Here is an 18,675-nt window from a genome sequence, read left to right as displayed (position 1 = left end):
TCTGGTTATTGAAATTATTCACAAGGCAACAGCACGTTACCTTCCGGGTTGAGTTGTTGTGGCACCTGTAAGTGACACTGCGCTCGGCCGCCCCAGGCCACGGAAAGACGCTCGGCTGGATTCACACCGGCAATCCAGGCCATGCCGTTTTCCATCACCATGGCGACGCTGACGCCGTTGGCGTTAAACACTTCGGCGCCAAACGGCGGGACCGACCCCTCCTTCAGGCGCAGCAGCGCCATCATTTTTTGCCCCTGCGCCACGGCAAAGCGCTGGTAGCCAATCGCCCCTTCCGTCAGGGTGTTGGTGACAATGGCTTTGGTCGCGGAAATATCCTCGTCCATTGCGTCCACATCGATACGGGTATCAAAGCTGTGATAGCTGACGACGTCCGGTACCACGGCAATACCGAAGCGGTTTGAGTGCGCCTGTTCGCCGTTCAGCGGTACATTCGCCACACCGTCGGTATCCACCATCACTCTGGCGGTATTCATTGACGCCTGGCTGTTGTGCAACGCCGCACCGTGACGCGTCGCGGTAAAACCGCCGCGCATCGTGCCGCCTACGGAGAAATAACGTGATTGCTGCCAACTGACGTTAGATTCCAGCTCCGCCATCATGCTGCGGTGCTTGTAATAGCCATCAAATGCCGTGTGCCCTTCACCGGAAACCCCTGCGCGCAAACGCCATGGATTGTTACGGTCGCGGTTATCGGAATACGAAACCATCTGGCTGGTCTGGTTGCCGCTGTTCTGCAATTCATAATCCATGGATCGGCCATCGCTCCAGGGAATCGAAATTGAAAGCGAAAGACTGTCGTCCCGTTTGCCCTGATACTCAGAGCGGTAAGCCGCAAGGTTGGCGCTAATCCCCTGGATGCCCGCCAACGAAAAGCTGTGTCCCATCGACAAGCCGTAACGATCCTGCGAACGACGATCCCAGTAGTTCTGGTGGGTGTAGGTCAGATACAGCGTGGTGGCTAACTGCGGATCGTCGGCAAAAAAGGTTTTGTTACCGGTGATGGTGTACATCTCTTTTTCGTTGCCGGCGCTGTTGTTATTGGCATACTGTTCGTCGAGGAACTGCGAAAAAGTGCGGAAGTTACGCTGTGAAAAGCGGTACCCGGCAAAGGTGATGGCGCTGTTGTATTCATCGAAGGTTTTGGCATAGCTGAGCTTAAAAGACATGCCTTTTTGTTCAGCCTGATGCTTCACCCGACTCACGGATTGCGTCGCATCTGCCGATAACGCTCCCAACCAGCTCAAATCCCGGCCGATCCCCATCGACCAGGCGTTATAACGATCGCCAGTGAGCAGCGCGCCGCCGTACAGCGACCACGCATTGCTGACCCCCCATGAGAAATCGCCGGTATAAAACGCAGGGCCCTGAATGTCATGGTTGTAAAGCGATGGCTTACCGACCGCGGCGTTGTAGCGAACGTAGCCTGGGCGCGTCAGGTAGGGAATATCGGCGGTATTAACCTGAAAGGTTTGTACGCTGCCATCCTGCTCCTCAACGCGTACATCCAATGTGCCGCGTACCGAGCCGTGCAGATCCTGAATATTAAACGGCCCCGCAGGAACGGTGGTTTGATAGATAACACGTCCCTGCTGACTGACGGTGACCTTCGCGTTACTCCGCGCGATGCCATGAACTTCAGGCGCGTAACCCTGCAAATTCGGTGGCAACATACGCTCATCGCTGGCGAGGTTAACCCCGGTGAAACGTACCGAATCAAAAACCTGAGAATTCAGATAGATTTCGCCAAGCGTCAGTTTTGCCGCCTGCATCGGTAATGGGCGATAAGCATAGATCTGATCCCAGTCGATACGCCCACGATTATCATCGGAAGCGTAATTGGCCTGATACTGCCCGCGAAAGCGCCACGCGCCGAGGTTAAAGCCTGTTTGCCCGTAGCCAGAAAGAGAGCGGTAATGATCGCCCCCCTGCTCGTAATGTGTGGCCTGACCCGAGATGCTGTAGTCAAAAATCAGCCCGGCGACGCCATTATCCCAGCGCTCCGGCGGCGTCCAGTCGGGATCGGTATATTTCATCCATGCTTGCGGCACGGTAATGTCCAGTACGCCTGCGCTATTATTCAACGCTACGCCCGGCAGACGGGAAATGTCATAGCAGGTCGCGCTAATCGGATGAATATAGGTGAGCGCCTCTTCTTTGAGCGCCAGTAATTCGAGTTGTTGCTGCGTCAGACACGCCATGGATTTATGCGGGTTGGCAGGATCGACAATATAGCGGATCGACTGCTGAGGAATTTCCTGGCTGTTAATTCGAACATCCAGCAGATATTCTCCGGGAGTCACAAAGTTGCCTTCGGAAAAACGCTGCAAATCGACATTCTGCCGGTCACTGGCGTCCAGTACGTCAGTATTAAATTCAATGGCCTCATCCGCTTCAGCCCATGCAGAGGCACAAACCAGAGTAATAAATAGCGCCAGGCGTTTTTTATCTGTTTTCAGCGTGATCATTTTCGTTCGCAAACCTTCAAATACCCGAATTGCAGTGCAGCTCAGAGATAATTCACAACAAAATGCGTGACCGCAGTAAATTCGCCGGATGTCATTCTTCCGTCACGGGAGATCAAATAAGCCGTAAAGTTGAGTGTGTTCTTCCCTGGGTTAAGCACATAATCTGGTGATGGTTCGCCCAGACGAATTTGCTGTCCTTTACTGTCGTATATTTCTATTGCTAAATGTTCAGTTTCCGACTGCACGCTCAGATAATCAGGATTGTCCCTGTCAGGCGCACCAGAAAAGGTAATATTGGCGCGTTGAAACACATTCCCGGAATGTTGAGAATCCCCTAATGAACATCCCAGCAAATGAATACTGAAATCATGCGCGGACACTTTTTCTGGTCTTCCGGAAATATCTCTGGCAGAGAGATCATCGAATTCAACCAGTAGCGACCGGTCGCGCGGGTCAACATAACAGGCAGCCTCAATAATATTTCCTCGCATGCGCATTTTGCCGGGCGTACTGTTTAGACGATTGGCGCCAGCCATAACCCATGCAGGCGAGATAAAGACAAAAAGCAGTAAAATTCGCCATCCAGGCATAACCGTATTTCCTTTCAGTTATTCGCAGGAAGGGTTAAGCAGGCGCATTAATACGCCCGCTGCGGGTAATTACTGATAGTCGATCTGGAAATTAACGGTAGATTCGAAATCGCCCGGCGTTACCGCTGCAGAAGCGTTGTTTGCCTGCAGATAAGCAACGAAATCAATGTCGGTTTCGCCGTCAGTGATGTTGACCTGAGAGGCAGCTTTACCCCATTCCACGTCCTGGTTGCCGCTGTCAACCATACCAATACCCGCGCCCTTTGCAGTACCAGAGGTGAATGCGGCCAGGGCGTTGTTGTCGGTATCAATCGTTGCCGGGGTATAGGTCACAGTGGCCGTTTTCGCAACGGTGGTGTCGCAGCCCTGAAGAACGATTTTGGCATGCTTAACGCCAGCGCGTTGGTTGTCTTTTAACTGAGAGGTTGGGATCTCACCAAAATTAACCTGCACCGGGCTGGATTCAGGTGCCAGACCGCATGCGGAATTAACCAGAGAACCGGTGAATTGAATTTTACCGTTAGTCGGCTCGACATTTTTTGCAGCGAAAGCAGAAGAGGCAGTCAAAGTCATTCCCGCCATCAGCGCGCAGGCCACAGCCACGTTTTTCATTTTCATATTACTACTTAACCTTATATCCGTTTTTAGTTATTCCGACGATCTATTTCCGCAGACACTTAACGTCAGGGAAATGCTGATCTGCAGGTGGCGGTAGCGCATATCCCTGCAAACAATCCATCTCAACCCGCCCCTTATTTTGAACATCACTGGCATTCCATACGAAATACCGTCCACAGCTGTTCAGGCTGTTTCGGGGCTTATATTAAGTCGGCAGAAAAATGACACAATGCAAAAATACGGTATTAATCAAACTCAGGGAATCGTGTTGTATCACCGCCTGCATAACGATCGCTTACCTAAAAAACCGCCAAAAACCAGGCACGTACCAGCGTTAATATCTATTATTTTGCATTTTTATAGAGTTTTTATCTATCAACTATTTTTTTATTTAGTCCGGATACCAGGCAAAATGTATTTATGAAAGTTTTGTAAAAATGAAAGTGGATATCAAAAGCGAGTAATGACAATAAGATAGTGACAGAGAGAAAGGAGAATGAGACATCTTATAAGAAATATTAAAATATTGTTATATAAGTATTAATGAAGCGATCTATGGCGCAACCATTTTTTATAAATGAATTATGTTATGCTATTGCTTCCCCCACTCGAATGCGAGATATCCTGCTTTAAAGGAGACATCAGTGATTTCTCATATACCAATAAACAAAATTAAATCCGTAATTATTGGTGATGGCTTAGTTTTCAGACCAAATAAAAATACCCTAAAAGACCTGACATCAGGTGAAATGGCGACATTGAATAATGTGGCAACGCAATTACTGCTCTATTTGTTGCAAAATGGTAAAGAGATTTCCTCGCGCGATGAAATTCTGCTGAATGTTTTCCAACATAATGGCGCCCGGGCGACGGATGCCAATCTCAACCAGCACATTTCATTTCTGCGCAAAGCAATAACGTCAACGGGTCACCCTGCCGAACTCATCGTCACCATTCCGCGAATGGGATTTCGGATGGGCGACGTCAATATCAATATTCAGCAACTGGAAGAGGCGCAAACTCCAGCGCGAATTGCCCATGTTGCAAAGAAGCTCAACAAAAAGAACCGAAACCGATGGCCAGTCGCGATAACAACGTTAATCACCGGTATCGCAGTGCTGGCGACAGCATGGTTAACATGGATACCCAATGAAATCGCCATGACGGACGCAGCTATTCTGCGGACAATCGACTACGAGCAATGCCGGGTACATATATTAGGGAACGCTCTTACCGATACCATAACTGAAAAGAAAGCGCTGGATATATTCAAGTCAGTGGGGATTAACCCAAACTGTTCGCATCCAAAAGATCTCTATCTTAATACGTGGGCGAGCAACCATAACCTGGTTGAGTGGTCGTTTGCCGCTGAATGCGGACTAAACCTCGGCTATTACCATTGCGTCAGCCAATATCGTCATTATGAGGAATGATATGAAGCAGGAAAGCGATCACTCTCCTTTACTGTGGTCAGTGGTAATTGCCATTTTTGGGCTGGCGGCCATTGCTTTTTTCATTATCGTCGGGAATGCGAAGAAACAAGAAATCAGCTTTTCATGCTCATCGGAATTCACGTCGATACTCGATATCCAAAATAGCAAAAAGGAACTCAACGGAATTATGCTGATCACTAGCTACAATTCCGGACACCTTTCATTGTCAGTACAGGGGAAATTCAAAAGTGATGATGGTGAGTTCACGGTTAACCGAAAACTGTTCTTTCGCTACGCCCGTCCGCTCGGCCATACCGCAGGCGTTTTCATGCTCACTCCCGATGGACGTGAAAAATCCCCAGATGATGACGCAACGGATGCTGTCGATTATCTCTTCTTCGACGCTTACGAACGTGCCGACAAGCTGTATATGCTGAAGCACCTGAATGAGGAAACGGTTCTTATTGGCGATAACTTTTCACCCCGCTTCGCCTGCGTGATGAATCACTTCGCGGGTTAATCGCCTCTACGATATGCGTCGGGTTAAGGATGACCTGATGTGTTTCCCGCCCGGCAGCGCGGATGTATCGATACAGTGTAATGAAGGGATTGTTATTTTGGGTGGAACTAAAACGACGAAAGCCTGAATCATTTCTGATTCAGGCTTTCTGAATAGTGGCGGAATGGACGGGACTCGAACCCGCGACCCCCTGCGTGACAGGCAGGTATTCTAACCAACTGAACTACCACTCCGCGTTGTGTTCCGCTCGGGAACGAAGCGAATATTACGGATTGCCTCGCGCCTCGTCAACGCTTTTTCTCACGTTTTTAATCGTTTGCTGCAAAAATCACCCGAATGGTCGTTTCTGCACTGTAATTGGGTCATTTACGCCCGCCAGAGACAACTTCCACCCTTCTTCTGCACCAGGTCAAGGCGCGATTCATGGGCCGCTAACTCCTCATCAGTGGCGAAAACAACGCGTAGTTTACTGGACTGCCGAACAATGCGCTGGATCCCCGTGTCATTTTGCTGCTGGCTGTCACCTTCCATCGAGAACGCCATCGTGGTCTGCCCACCGGTCATCATCAGATAAACGTCGGCCAGAATCTGGGCATCGAGCAATGCGCCGTGCAGGGTTCGTTTACTGTTGTCTATTTCATAGCGCGAGCATAACGCATCAAGGCTGTTTCGCTTGCCAGGAAACATTTTCCTTGCCAGCGCCAGGCTATCGGTTATTTTGCAAAATTCGTTGGTTTTCGGAATATCACGATTGAGCTTAGCAAACTCGTAATCCATAAAGCCGATATCAAACGATGCGTTATGGATGACCAGCTCCGCGCCGCGAATGTAGTCGAGAAACTCATCGGCTACCTCGGCAAACGTAGGCTTATCGAGCAGGAATTCGTCTGCGATGCCGTGTACGCCAAACGCTTCCGGATCCACCAGCCGATCCGGCTTCAGGTAAACGTGGAAGTTATTACCGGTCAGGCGGCGGTTCACCACTTCGACCGCACCGATCTCAATGATCTTGTGGCCTTCGTAGTGGGCGCCAATCTGGTTCATACCGGTGGTTTCGGTATCAAGGACTACCTGTCGTGTAATTCCAGTGCTCATAACGGTCATTTATGTCAGACTTATCGTTTGATTTCGATTTGCTAAAACAGGAAGTCTACCAGAGATGCTTAAACAGGTAGAAATTTTCACCGATGGTTCTTGCCTGGGAAATCCAGGGCCAGGTGGTTACGGGGCAATTTTACGCTATCGCGGGCGCGAAAAAACCTTTAGTGAAGGGTACAACCTCACAACCAATAATCGCATGGAGCTGATGGCGGCAATCGTTGCGCTGGAAGCCCTGAAAGAACAGTGTGAAGTGATACTCAGCACCGACAGCCAGTATGTGCGCCAGGGCATTACACAATGGATCCACAACTGGAAGAAACGCGGCTGGAAAACGGCAGATAAAAAACCGGTAAAGAACGTCGATCTGTGGAAACGTCTGGATGCCGCGCTGGGTCCGCATCAAATCAAATGGGAATGGGTTAAAGGCCATGCGGGCCATCCGGAAAACGAACGCTGTGATGAGCTTGCGCGCGCCGCGGCAATGAGTCCCACTCAGGATGATATCGGGTATCAGGCCGAGTCTTAAGCGTCCGGCTTGCGGTATTGCCGGGTAGCGCCAACGGCCTGGCGGATAGGCGTTTTGCTTTTATTTTGTTTCATTGGGTTGAGCGTAAGTGGGATGGTTCGCTTACGCGCGACCACCAGCTGCAAACATCCCAGGGCAGGAATATGGGCGCTTAACATTTTCCCGCCTTTCTTGTTCCAGGGCAGAACATGAAAGCGGCTATAGTGCAGCACTTCAAAATTTAGCAAAGAGAGCCAGTCCAGTTGACGCATAAGGGTAAACATCCGGCTGTTATAAGGCGGGGTCTTGCGCAATACCGGCACCAGTTTACGCAGTCCCATCAGGCTTACCGGATTAAACCCGCTCAGAATCAACCAGCCGTCATCAATCAGTACACGATCGGCTTCGCGCAGTAACCGATGCGGATCGTCGCACCACGGTAACGTATGGGCCAACAAACAGACATCCACCGACTTGTCGGCAAAGGGCAGATGTAAAGGATCGGCCGTTACCTGCATGGGAGAACCCAGCAAAGAAACATTTACCTGATGAGAAACCGCGCACGCTTCAGAATCGATTTCTGCGCTTAAATTACCAATTTTAAGCAGATGAAAACCGTACATTTTTGCGAACCACGGGTTAAGCTGATGCTCCAGCGCCTCACGATAGTATTCGCCCCAGGGTAAATCATCCCAGCTCACGGGCGCTACGACAGTTTGAGGGATCCTTGCCGGTTTCATCATAACCTTCCGTTTCGCATTGAGAGGTAAGATATGAATCTTAACAGTATTCCTGCATTTCAGGACAATTACATCTGGGTCCTGTCAAATAATGACCAACATTGTCTGATTGTTGACCCGGGAGAAGCCGCCCCAGTTCTGCAAGCCATTGCAGAACATAACTGGGTGCCAGAGGCCATTCTGCTGACCCACCATCATCAGGATCACGTTGGCGGCGTGAAAGAACTCCTGCAACACTTCCCACAAATAGTGGTATACGGACCGGCTGAAACGCAAGATAAGGGAACGACGCACATAGTCGAAGATGGCGATATTGCTCTCGTATTGGGGCATGAATTTAAGGTAATTGCTACGCCGGGTCACACTTTAGGACATATCTGTTACTTTAGTCACCCTTACCTGTTTTGTGGCGACACGCTCTTTTCTGGTGGCTGCGGTCGGCTTTTCGAAGGTACTGCAACACAGATGTATCAATCACTTAAAAAGATCAGCGCACTTCCCGATGATACTTTGATTTGCTGCGCGCATGAGTACACATTAGCAAATATGAAGTTTGCTTTAAGCATCCTCCCGCACGATTCGTTCATAAATGAATATTATCGTAAAGTTAATGAGTTACGCGTAAAAAAACAAATGACACTACCCGTAATTCTGAAAAATGAGCGGCGAAATAATATTTTTTTGCGAACTGAAGATATTGATTTAATTAATGAAATAAACAAAGAAACAATATTGCAACAACCTGAAGAGCGTTTTGCCTGGTTAAGGTCAAAGAAAGATACGTTCTGACAATTCCGGGTTGCCTTTTGAAAACTTCGCCGTTATGATCGGTCGTCTTTTAAGCAACTATTGACACACACATGAAGGCAAAAGCGATATTACTCGCCTCTGTCCTGCTTGTTGGGTGCCAGAATACTGGTAACGTCCAACAGCACGCACAGAGCCTTTCTGCAGCTGGTCAAGGGGAAGCAGGAAAGTTTACAAGTCAGGCGCGATGGATGGACGATGGAACATCTATCGCTGCTGATCAAGATTTGTGGGCTTTCATTGGTGACGAGCTAAAGATGGGAATTCCGGAAAACAGCCGGATTCGCGAACAGAAACAGAAGTATTTACGCAATAAGAGCTATCTCCACGATGTAACTTTACGGGCAGAGCCGTATATGTACTGGATAGCCGGGCAGGTTAAGAAACGTAACATGCCAATGGAACTGGTATTACTACCCATAGTGGAGAGCGCTTTTGATCCTCACGCAACGTCTGGCGCCAATGCCGCAGGTATTTGGCAGATCATTCCGAGCACGGGGCGCAATTATGGTTTAAAGCAGACCCGCAATTATGATGCACGTCGCGACATTGTGGCTTCCACCACTGCCGCGCTCGACATGATGCAGCGTCTGAACAAGATGTTTGATGGCGACTGGCTGCTGACCATTGCTGCTTATAATAGCGGTGAAGGTCGCGTGATGAAGGCGATCAAAACGAACAAAGCGCGTGGTAAATCCACCGACTTCTGGTCGTTACCGTTGCCTCAGGAAACGAAGCTGTATGTGCCCAAAATGCTGGCTTTGAGCGATATTCTCAAAAACAGCAAGCGCTATGGCGTGCGTCTGCCTACAACAGACGAAAGCCGCGCATTGGCACGTGTTCGCTTGAATAGCCCGGTTGAGATGGCTCAGGTTGCCGATATGGCGGGTATATCCGTCAGCAAGCTGAAGACCTTCAATGCAGGCGTGAAAGGCTCCACGTTGGGTGCCAGCGGTCCGCAATATGTGATGGTGCCAAAGAAGCATGCAGAAAAGCTGCGTGAGTCTCTGGCTTCAGGCGAAATTGCAGCCGTGCAGTCAACGCTGCTCGCGGATAACACGCCGCTGAACAGCCGTAGCTACAAAGTTCGCTCTGGCGATACGCTTTCTGGTGTTGCTTCACGTCTTGGCGTGAGCACAAAAGACCTGAAACAGTGGAACAATCTGCGTGGTTCTTCCCTGAAAGTAGGCCAAAGCCTGACGGTAGGCGCTGGAACCAGCGCGCAGCGCCTGGCTAATAACAGCGATAGCATCACCTATCGTGTGCGTAAGGGCGACTCGCTGTCGAGCATTGCCAAACGTCACGGGGTTAACATCAAAGATGTGATGCGCTGGAATAGCGACACGGATAACCTGCAGCCTGGCGATCAGCTAACGTTGTTTGTGAAAAACAACGGTATGCCGGACTCCTGATAACATTGTAGAAATGAAGGCACTGGTTTCCCCCCAGTGCCTTTTTTATTTATCCTGCTTTATGCGCCTCTACCATTATCGTGTCGCTGGTAAACGACCCCTCTTCCTGTAATGCAAAGTAGGCCTTCACGTCAGCAGATGCACTCTCCTGGTATAAACGAATCGCTTCGGTCAACGCCGCAGGCGTACGCATCCGCGCAACCCACGAACTGAACTCCAGCGGCAAGCGGTCAGTTAACAAGGTGTCAGCAATGAGATTCGCGTCATTGATTAAAGACAGCCACTCCCCGCTGGAATAATTGCGTACGTGCGAGGTATCACGCAACGCTTCCACGGTTTGTAACCAGATATCACGTACAGGGTGACCCGGCGACATCACATCCATCACGATCAGTACGCCGCCAGGCTTCAGGACGCGGTTCACCTCCCGCAGCGCGCGCCCGACATCATGCCAGTGATGCGCGGAATAGCGGCTAATCACCACCTCAAACGCGTTATCTTCAAATGGCAAGCTTTCGGCATAACCCTGACGCGTGGAGAGGTTTTCCAGCCCCCTGTCTTTTGCCGCCTCCGCCACTACTTCAAGCATTTGTGAAGATAAATCATAAGCTACGACCTGCCTGACGTGTTGCGCAGCCACAAAACTGGCATGCCCTGCTCCGCATCCCATATCCAGTAACCGGGCTTGCGGAAATGCTGACAATCTTGCGGACAGGCGTTGCAAATCGCGGCCAGAGGCATGTACCGCACTGGTCAAATAGGCATTAGCCTGAGAGCCAAACTGTTTTTCGACGTTGTCATGATGGGAGCGTGTTGTCATTGTGTTGTCCTTCGGTTGTTGTTTAATAAGAAGGGCAGCACCACTACAGGTCTGCCCTACGGCAGACCTGACACACCGTTATTGTTCAGGTTTGCCGGGACTGAATTCAACGAGTAGCGGATTGTGATCGGATGCGCGGGTGACCAGCACAGAGGCTTCACTCACGTTCAAACCACGATAGAACACAAAATCGAGAGGGCGACCAAACGCGCGTCGGCGTTGATCGTCGGTAAAGCGCACCTGGCGCAGCGACATTTCGCGCGCAAAGCGGTACAGCGCATTCATCCGTCGACGGCTCCAGGCATTAAAATCACCCGCCATGATCACCGGACCGCTGTGATGGGCAATCTGATCGCCAATAGGAAGTAACTGCTTACTATAAACATCAACGCCGAGGCTGAAATTTACCGCGTGGATATTCACCACCATCAATAAACGCGTATCAGGCAATGGGTAAACCGTCACCAATGCCGATTTCGCCAGCCGTAAAATAGGCTCACGCTCGCGCAATGGACAGCAGTAAACAGGATGGGCGGCAGAGAGCGTCATGACGCCAGAGGGGTGCTGAGGCAGCACAAAGGCGGGTACCTGGTCGGCAGCGAGATAGTTAGCGGTCGCAAACTGCACCAGTTCAGGCGTGGTTTGCGCTTCCTGCAATAACACCAGATGCGCATCTTTGCCAAAATTTTTCAGCACCGACTGCCATTCTGCACGCTGCTGCTTAAAAATATTCCATACCAGCACGCGAATGCGATCTTCACTGCTTAACGGAGCGCCTGCGGGTAATGCCTGGCCAATATGCGCAAACGACCCTGGCGGTAAAATTCGCTCAACGGGCTGTCCGGCAACATAACGCATGGCATAGGTGTTTTTTCGCACTTTAGACTTTCAAACCTCTGTAACGTCAACCAGTCCGCAGCCGGACTGGTTCTTCTGTTATAGGGATTTTAGCACTCACTTTCAACGAACAATTGCAGTTTGTTTTGTAAGTGGGCGCTTACATCAATGATTTACCCCAGAGCAATGCGTACAGGTTTATCAAGGCGACCGCTGACGCCCATCAGTAAGAAAGCCACCAGAACAATGAGGGCACCAATCCACGGCGTCTGCGCCAAACCGTAATGCTCCACCGTTTGCCCGCCAATCACTGAACCCAATGCAATACCAATGTTAAACGCTGCAATGTTGAGTCCTGATGCCACATCTACCGCATTAGGCGTGAATTGTTCGGCTTTCTGAACAACGTAGACCTGCAAACCCGGTACGTTGCCAAAGGCAAAGATCCCCATCACCAGAATAGTGGCCAGTGCGGCGTACTGAGTGGATGCGGTCACCTGGAAGACCATCAGCAGAACAAACAGTGCGGCGAAAATAAATTTCAGCGCAGGAACGGCACCATGCTTATCTGCCAGTTTGCCGCCCCAGATATTGCCGATAGCCACAGATACGCCATAACCCAGCAAGATCCAGCTTACTGCTGCCGGGGAGAATCCAGCCAGATCCTGCATCATCGGCGCCAGGAAGGTGAATGCCGTGAATACACCGCCATAGCCCAGCGCCGTAACGGCGTAAATCAGCAACAGACGAGGATGGGTCAGCACTTTCACCTGGTCACGAATGCTGGCGGCCGCCCGACCGGGAATGTTGGCCGGGATCAGCAGTTGGCTACTAATCAGCGCGATCACGCCTAACATTGATACCGCAAGAAAAGTCTCGCGCCAGCCAAAATGCTGACCGATGAATGTCCCCAGCGGCACGCCCGTAACCAGCGCCACCGTTAAGCCGCCAAACATAATGGCGATCGCGGAAGCCGCTTTCTCTTTCGGCACCAGACTTGTCGCGATGGTAGAGCCAATTGAGAAGAACACACCGTGCGCCAACCCCGTCAGCAGACGGGCGACGATTAATGTCATATAGCCCGGTGCCTGCCATGCCAGCAAATTCCCGGCCGTAAACAAGACCATCAGCGCGACCAGTAACTGTTTACGCGGTAAGCGTCCGGTCAGAGCAGTCAGCACCGGCGCGCCAATAGCTACGCCCAGCGCATAGATTGAAACCAACATTCCGGCGGAAGGTAACGAGATCGCCAGTTGTTGAGCAATGGTCGGCACCAGGCCGACAATCACAAACTCAGTCGTGCCAATAGCGAAGGCACTTATTGTCAGTGCAAATAAAGCGAGAGGCATAAATAACTCCATAACATCAGTAATCAGATGACACGCAGTATGCCTGGATGTTTTAATGACAAAAACATTCAAAATATCAATTTAATTTTGCTTCAGGTGCAAAAATGAAAGCAACCTCCGAAGAACTTGCAATTTTTGTCGCTGTCGTGGAAAGCGGCAGCTTCAGCCGGGCGGCAGAGCAGCTTGGACAGGCCAATTCCGCTGTCAGCCGGGCAGTTAAAAAGCTGGAGATGAAGCTCGGCGTCAGTCTGCTTAATCGTACGACCCGACAGCTGAGCCTGACTGAAGAAGGTGAGCGATACTTCAGGCGCGTGCAGCTGATACTGCAAGAAATGGCTGCAGCAGAAACGGAAATCATGGAATCACGTAATACCCCACGCGGCTTACTGCGTATCGATGCGGCAACGCCGGTAATGCTGCATTTCCTGATGCCGCTGATTAAACCGTTTCGTGAGCGGTATCCCGAGATGACGTTGTCTCTTGTCTCCTCAGAAACGTTCATCAATCTTATTGAACGAAAAGTGGATGTTGCGATACGCGCAGGCACGTTGACTGATTCAAGTCTGCGCGCACGTCCGTTATTTATCAGCTACCGCAAGATTATCGCTTCACCTGACTATATTGCCCGTTTTGGCAAGCCAGAGAGTGTTGAAGAGTTAAAACGGCACCTGTGTCTGGGGTTTTCTGAACCCCTCTCGCTCAATACCTGGCCAATAGCCTGTAGCGATGGGCAGCTCCATGAGATCGAATGTGGGATTTCTTCCAACAGCGGAGAAACGTTAAAACAGCTTTGCCTGAACGGTAACGGCATTGCATGTCTTTCAGATTATATGATTGACAAAGAGATCGAGCAGGGAGAACTGGTGGAACTGCTGGCCGATAAGCGACTGCCGGTAGAAATGCCTTTCAGCGCCGTTTACTACAGCGATCGTGCCGTCAGTACACGTATCCGGGCATTTATCGACTTCTTAAGTGAACATATAAAAACAGCTCCCGAAGGAGCTGTGAAAGAGGGTTAAAGGGTACAAAGGGTCAGGCAATTAATCCCACTCAGGGGCCAGACCTTCCGGGCTAACCAGGCGATCGTTGCAATCCAGTGCCGCGATCGCTGCTCTATCTTCGGCATCCAGATGCAGTTCCAGTGCCAGTAGGTTACTTGCCAGGTTTTCACGCTTGGTGGAAGAAGGGATTACTGAGTAACCTTCTCCCATTGCCCATGCCAGGATAACCTGTGCCGAAGTCGCATTATGTTTTGCGGCGATGCGCGCAATCACCTCATCTTTCAGCGCTTTACCATAAGCCAGCGTCATGTAAGAGGTGATGTGGATACCGTGCGCTTTCGCCCAGTCAACCACCCGACGGCTCTGCAGATACGGAGACAGTTCAATCTGGTTAGTGGCGATGTTCTCCACGCCCACTGTAGCAATGGCTTTTTCCATCAGCGGAATGGTGAAGTTTGAAATGCCAATTTCGCGAGTCAGCCCTTGTTCTTTAGCTTCAAGCAATGCCTGCATACATTCTTCGACAGATACGGCGTCACCCGGAGATGGCCAGTGGATTAGCGTCAGATCGACATAATCCGTACGAAGTTTTTTCAGGCTCTCTTTCAGGCTTGGGATCAACTTGTCTTTGCTAAGGTTTTCAATCCAGATCTTGGTGGTGATATACAGCTCGCTACGTGGTACGCCGCTCTCAGCAATCGCCTGGCCAACAGCCGCTTCATTATCATAGATTTGCGCAGTGTCGACAGCACGGTAGCCCAGCTCTAGCGCCGTTTTAACAGAAGCGATAACCACGTCGTCTTTCAGGCGAAAAGTACCTAAACCGAATGCAGGGATAGTCATGAAATTCCTCTTTTTAATCACAATGTTCGTTTACGGAGAGGATTATGAACTTCAGCGCTTTATAGAAAAAGAATGAAAAATGCAGAGGATTTTTGCGAATTTAGCAATAATTAAATCGCAGGCAAAGAAAAAGCCCTGAGCGTTAGCTCAGGGCTCTTAATAAGTGGCGGAACGGACGGGACTCGAACCCGCGACCCCCTGCGTGACAGGCAGGTATTCTAACCAACTGAACTACCGCTCCACCGAATTTCTTTGTCACCACCCGGATTTTCATCCCGGTTTACTGCAATTTGATGCCTGGCAGTTCCCTACTCTCGCATGGGGAGACCCCACACTACCATCGGCGCTACGGCGTTTCACTTCTGAGTTCGGCATGGGGTCAGGTGGGACCACCGCGCTACAGCCGCCAGGCAAATTCTGTTTATTAACCCGCTTTTCGCCGGTTAATCTTATCTGTATCAGGCTGAAAATCTGTCTTCTCAAATCCGCCAAAACATCTTCGGCGTTGTAAGGTTAAGCCTCACGGTTCATTAGTATCGGTTAGCTCAATGTATCGCTACACTTACACACCCGACCTATCAACGTCGTCGTCTTCAACGTTCCTTCAGGAGACTCAAAGTCTCAGGGAGAACTCATCTCGGGGCAAGTTTCGTGCTTAGATGCTTTCAGCACTTATCTCTTCCGCATTTAGCTACCGGGCAGTGCCATTGGCATGACAACCCGAACACCAGTGATGCGTCCACTCCGGTCCTCTCGTACTAGGAGCAGCCCCCCTCAATTCTCCAGCGCCCACGGCAGATAGGGACCGAACTGTCTCACGACGTTCTAAACCCAGCTCGCGTACCACTTTAAATGGCGAACAGCCATACCCTTGGGACCTACTTCAGCCCCAGGATGTGATGAGCCGACATCGAGGTGCCAAACACCGCCGTCGATATGAACTCTTGGGCGGTATCAGCCTGTTATCCCCGGAGTACCTTTTATCCGTTGAGCGATGGCCCTTCCATTCAGAACCACCGGATCACTAAGACCTGCTTTCGCACCTGCTCGAGCCGTCACTCTCGCAGTCAAGCTAGCTTATGCCTTTGCACTAACCTCCTGATGTCCGACCAGGATTAGCTAACCTTCGTGCTCCTCCGTTACTCTTTGGGAGGAGACCGCCCCAGTCAAACTACCCACCAGACACTGTCCGCAACCCGGATTACGGGCCCACGTTAGAACACCAGCCATTAAAGGGTGGTATTTCAAGGATGGCTCCATGCAGACTGGCGTCCACACTTCAAAGCCTCCCACCTATCCTACACATCAAGGACCAGTGTTCAGTGTCAAGCTATAGTAAAGGTTCACGGGGTCTTTCCGTCTTGCCGCGGGTACACTGCATCTTCACAGCGAGTTCAATTTCACTGAGTCTCGGGTGGAGACAGCCTGGCCATCATTACGCCATTCGTGCAGGTCGGAACTTACCCGACAAGGAATTTCGCTACCTTAGGACCGTTATAGTTACGGCCGCCGTTTACCGGGGCTTCGATCAAGAGCTTCTCCTTACGGATAACCCCATCAATTAACCTTCCGGCACCGGGCAGGCGTCACACCGTATACGTCCACTTTCGTGTTTGCACAGTGCTGTGTTTTTAATAAACAGTTGCAGCCAGCTGGTATCTTCGACTGATTTCAGCTCCATGAGTAAATCACTTCACCTACCTATCAGCGTGCCTTCTCCCGAAGTTACGGCACCATTTTGCCTAGTTCCTTCACCCGAGTTCTCTCAAGCGCCTTGGTATTCTCTACCTGACCACCTGTGTCGGTTTGGGGTACGATTTCGTGTTACCTGATGCTTAGAGGCTTTTCCTGGAAGCAGGGCATTTGTCACTTCAGCACCGTAGTGCCTCGTCATCACACCTCAGCGTTAAAAGGTACCGGATTTACCTGGAACCTCCGCCTACATGCTTAAACCGGGACAACCGTCGCCCGGCCGACATAGCCTTCTCCGTCCCCCCTTCGCAGTAACACCAAGTACAGGAATATTAACCTGTTTCCCATCGACTACGCCTTTCGGCCTCGCCTTAGGGGTCGACTCACCCTGCCCCGATTAACGTTGGACAGGAACCCTTGGTCTTCCGGCGTGCGGGTTTTTCACCCGCATTATCGTTACTTATGTCAGCATTCGCACTTCTGATACCTCCAGCAACCCTCACAGGCCACCTTCAACGGCTTACAGAACGCTCCCCTACCCAACAACACATAGTGTCGCTGCCGCAGCTTCGGTGCATGGTTTAGCCCCGTTACATCTTCCGCGCAGGCCGACTCGACCAGTGAGCTATTACGCTTTCTTTAAATGATGGCTGCTTCTAAGCCAACATCCTGGCTGTCTGTGCCTTCCCACATCGTTTCCCACTTAACCATGACTTTGGGACCTTAGCTGGCGGTCTGGGTTGTTTCCCTCTTCACGACGGACGTTAGCACCCGCCGTGTGTCTCCCGTGATAACATTCTTCGGTATTCGCAGTTTGCATCGGGTTGGTAAGTCGGGATGACCCCCTAGCCGAAACAGTGCTCTACCCCCGAAGATGAATTCACGAGGCGCTACCTAAATAGCTTTCGGGGAGAACCAGCTATCTCCCGGTTTGATTGGCCTTTCACCCCCAGCCACAAGTCATCCGCTAATTTTTCAACATTAGTCGGTTCGGTCCTCCAGTTAGTGTTACCCAACCTTCAACCTGCCCATGGCTAGATCACCGGGTTTCGGGTCTATACCCTGCAACTTAACGCCCAGTTAAGACTCGGTTTCCCTTCGGCTCCCCTATACGGTTAACCTTGCTACAGAATATAAGTCGCTGACCCATTATACAAAAGGTACGCAGTCACACCCGAAGGTGCTCCCACTGCTTGTACGTACACGGTTTCAGGTTCTTTTTCACTCCCCTCGCCGGGGTTCTTTTCGCCTTTCCCTCACGGTACTGGTTCACTATCGGTCAGTCAGGAGTATTTAGCCTTGGAGGATGGTCCCCCCATATTCAGACAGGATACCACGTGTCCCGCCCTACTCTTCGAGTTCACAACCTGTGCATTTTTGTGTACGGGACTATCACCCTGTACCGTCGGACTTTCCAGACCGTTCCACTAACACACATGCTGATTCAGACTCTGGGCTGCTCCCCGTTCGCTCGCCGCTACTGGGGGAATCTCGGTTGATTTCTTTTCCTCGGGGTACTTAGATGTTTCAGTTCCCCCGGTTCGCTTCATTACGCTATGTATTCACGTAATGATAGTGTGACGAATCACACTGGGTTTCCCCATTCGGAAATCGCCGGTTATAACGGTTCATATCACCTTACCGGCGCTTATCGCAGATTAGCACGTCCTTCATCGCCTCTGACTGCCAGGGCATCCACCGTGTACGCTTAGTCGCTTAACCTCACAACCCGAAGATGTTTCACTTCTGATTGCAAAAATTTGAGAGACTCGAACACACCGCTTTTCATTTCTTGTTTACGGAGAAATGAAACAGTGTGTCGTTTCAATTTTCAGCTTGATCCAGATTTTTAAAGAGCAAATATCTCAAACATGACTCGCAAGCCAGTTTTGAGATATCAGGGTACGCGTCTTTCACTCAC

At 50.6% G+C, this 18,675-nt stretch carries 14 protein-coding genes, 2 tRNA genes, 2 rRNA genes and 1 pseudogene; 6 read left to right on the top strand and 13 right to left on the bottom strand.

All coding sequences use genetic code 11. The features are described 5' to 3' along the window. Window positions 1–14: 14 nt before the first annotated feature. From FOB24_RS06475 to FOB24_RS06465, 3 genes are all read right to left on the bottom strand, one after another. Window positions 15–2,486 carry a fimbria/pilus outer membrane usher protein gene (locus FOB24_RS06475; protein WP_038637505.1) on the bottom strand — a complete coding sequence of 824 codons (2,472 nt, stop codon included), beginning with the start codon at window positions 2,484–2,486 and terminating at the stop codon, window positions 15–17. Between the two features lie 41 nt (window positions 2,487–2,527). Further along, a complete protein-coding gene (locus tag FOB24_RS06470) occupies window positions 2,528–3,076 on the bottom strand; it encodes a fimbrial protein (protein ID WP_087856505.1) in 549 nt (182 codons plus the stop codon). A 69-nt stretch (window positions 3,077–3,145) separates the two neighbouring features. Beyond that, the gene (locus FOB24_RS06465; RefSeq protein ID WP_038637500.1) at window positions 3,146–3,694 is read right to left on the bottom strand and encodes a fimbrial protein; all 549 of its coding nucleotides are present in this window, start codon (window positions 3,692–3,694) and stop codon (window positions 3,146–3,148) included. 644 nt (window positions 3,695–4,338) lie between these two features. On the opposite strand from FOB24_RS06465, the gene FOB24_RS06460 reads away from it, so the two are divergent. Beyond that, a complete protein-coding gene (locus FOB24_RS06460) occupies window positions 4,339–5,127 on the top strand; it encodes a winged helix-turn-helix domain-containing protein (protein WP_038637495.1) in 789 nt (262 codons plus the stop codon). Window position 5,128: 1 nt separating this feature from the next. Beyond that, window positions 5,129–5,647: a hypothetical protein gene (locus FOB24_RS06455; protein ID WP_150344679.1), complete on the top strand. Its 519-nt coding sequence runs from the start codon at window positions 5,129–5,131 to the stop codon at window positions 5,645–5,647. A gap of 156 nt (window positions 5,648–5,803) precedes the next feature. Here the strand turns inward: FOB24_RS06455 and FOB24_RS06450 are convergent. Both FOB24_RS06450 and dnaQ read right to left on the bottom strand, forming a co-directional pair. After that, window positions 5,804–5,880 (bottom strand) — tRNA-Asp (locus tag FOB24_RS06450). 133 nt (window positions 5,881–6,013) lie between these two features. Then, window positions 6,014–6,742, bottom strand: coding sequence for a DNA polymerase III subunit epsilon (gene dnaQ, locus FOB24_RS06445; RefSeq protein WP_069324010.1), 729 nt, complete (start codon window positions 6,740–6,742; stop codon window positions 6,014–6,016). Here dnaQ and rnhA point away from each other — a divergent pair. Then, window positions 6,696–7,274 (top strand): annotated as a pseudogene (gene rnhA / locus FOB24_RS06440) (ribonuclease HI). The gene dnaQ and the pseudogene rnhA overlap by 47 nt on opposite strands. Here rnhA and FOB24_RS06435 read toward each other — a convergent pair. After that, window positions 7,271–7,993: a class I SAM-dependent methyltransferase gene (locus tag FOB24_RS06435; protein WP_038637488.1), complete on the bottom strand. Its 723-nt coding sequence runs from the start codon at window positions 7,991–7,993 to the stop codon at window positions 7,271–7,273. The pseudogene rnhA and the gene FOB24_RS06435 overlap by 4 nt on opposite strands. A gap of 33 nt (window positions 7,994–8,026) precedes the next feature. On the opposite strand from FOB24_RS06435, the gene gloB reads away from it, so the two are divergent. Continuing rightward, window positions 8,027–8,782 carry a hydroxyacylglutathione hydrolase gene (gene gloB / locus FOB24_RS06430; RefSeq protein ID WP_069323837.1) on the top strand — a complete coding sequence of 252 codons (756 nt, stop codon included), beginning with the start codon at window positions 8,027–8,029 and terminating at the stop codon, window positions 8,780–8,782. A gap of 71 nt (window positions 8,783–8,853) precedes the next feature. Next, window positions 8,854–10,212: a murein transglycosylase D gene (mltD, locus tag FOB24_RS06425; protein WP_042310500.1), complete on the top strand. Its 1,359-nt coding sequence runs from the start codon at window positions 8,854–8,856 to the stop codon at window positions 10,210–10,212. Between the two features lie 49 nt (window positions 10,213–10,261). Here the strand turns inward: mltD and FOB24_RS06420 are convergent, their stop codons facing one another. From FOB24_RS06420 to FOB24_RS06410, 3 genes are all read right to left on the bottom strand, one after another. Further along, window positions 10,262–11,032 carry a class I SAM-dependent methyltransferase gene (locus tag FOB24_RS06420; protein ID WP_150344678.1) on the bottom strand — a complete coding sequence of 257 codons (771 nt, stop codon included), beginning with the start codon at window positions 11,030–11,032 and terminating at the stop codon, window positions 10,262–10,264. A gap of 78 nt (window positions 11,033–11,110) precedes the next feature. After that, window positions 11,111–11,911, bottom strand: coding sequence for an endonuclease/exonuclease/phosphatase family protein (locus FOB24_RS06415; protein WP_038637479.1), 801 nt, complete (start codon window positions 11,909–11,911; stop codon window positions 11,111–11,113). A gap of 131 nt (window positions 11,912–12,042) precedes the next feature. Next, on the bottom strand, window positions 12,043–13,218 hold the full coding sequence (locus FOB24_RS06410) for an MFS transporter (RefSeq protein ID WP_038637474.1): 1,176 nt from the start codon (window positions 13,216–13,218) through the stop codon (window positions 12,043–12,045). A 104-nt stretch (window positions 13,219–13,322) separates the two neighbouring features. Here FOB24_RS06410 and yafC point away from each other — a divergent pair, with 104 nt between their 5' ends. After that, complete coding sequence (gene yafC, locus FOB24_RS06405) at window positions 13,323–14,237, top strand: DNA-binding transcriptional regulator YafC (protein ID WP_150344677.1); 915 nt, start codon at window positions 13,323–13,325, stop codon at window positions 14,235–14,237. Between the two features lie 21 nt (window positions 14,238–14,258). Here yafC and dkgB read toward each other — a convergent pair whose 3' ends face one another. From dkgB to FOB24_RS06385, 4 genes are all read right to left on the bottom strand, one after another. After that, window positions 14,259–15,062 (bottom strand): 2,5-didehydrogluconate reductase DkgB, encoded by an 804-nt coding sequence (dkgB, locus tag FOB24_RS06400; RefSeq protein WP_085047760.1) that lies wholly within the window; start codon window positions 15,060–15,062, stop codon window positions 14,259–14,261. Window positions 15,063–15,226: 164 nt separating this feature from the next. Continuing rightward, window positions 15,227–15,303, bottom strand: a tRNA-Asp gene (locus FOB24_RS06395). A 54-nt stretch (window positions 15,304–15,357) separates the two neighbouring features. Next, a 5S ribosomal RNA gene (gene rrf / locus FOB24_RS06390) occupies window positions 15,358–15,473 on the bottom strand. Window positions 15,474–15,571: 98 nt separating this feature from the next. Beyond that, a 23S ribosomal RNA gene (locus FOB24_RS06385) occupies window positions 15,572–18,476 on the bottom strand. Window positions 18,477–18,675: the final 199 nt, after the last annotated feature.

The organism is Citrobacter werkmanii (genome assembly GCF_008693645.1).
GTDB classification, from domain to species: Bacteria; Pseudomonadota; Gammaproteobacteria; order Enterobacterales; family Enterobacteriaceae; genus Citrobacter; species Citrobacter werkmanii.
The sequence above is the reverse complement of the archived record's forward strand: the minus strand, read 5'-3'. Positions and strand labels throughout refer to the sequence as shown.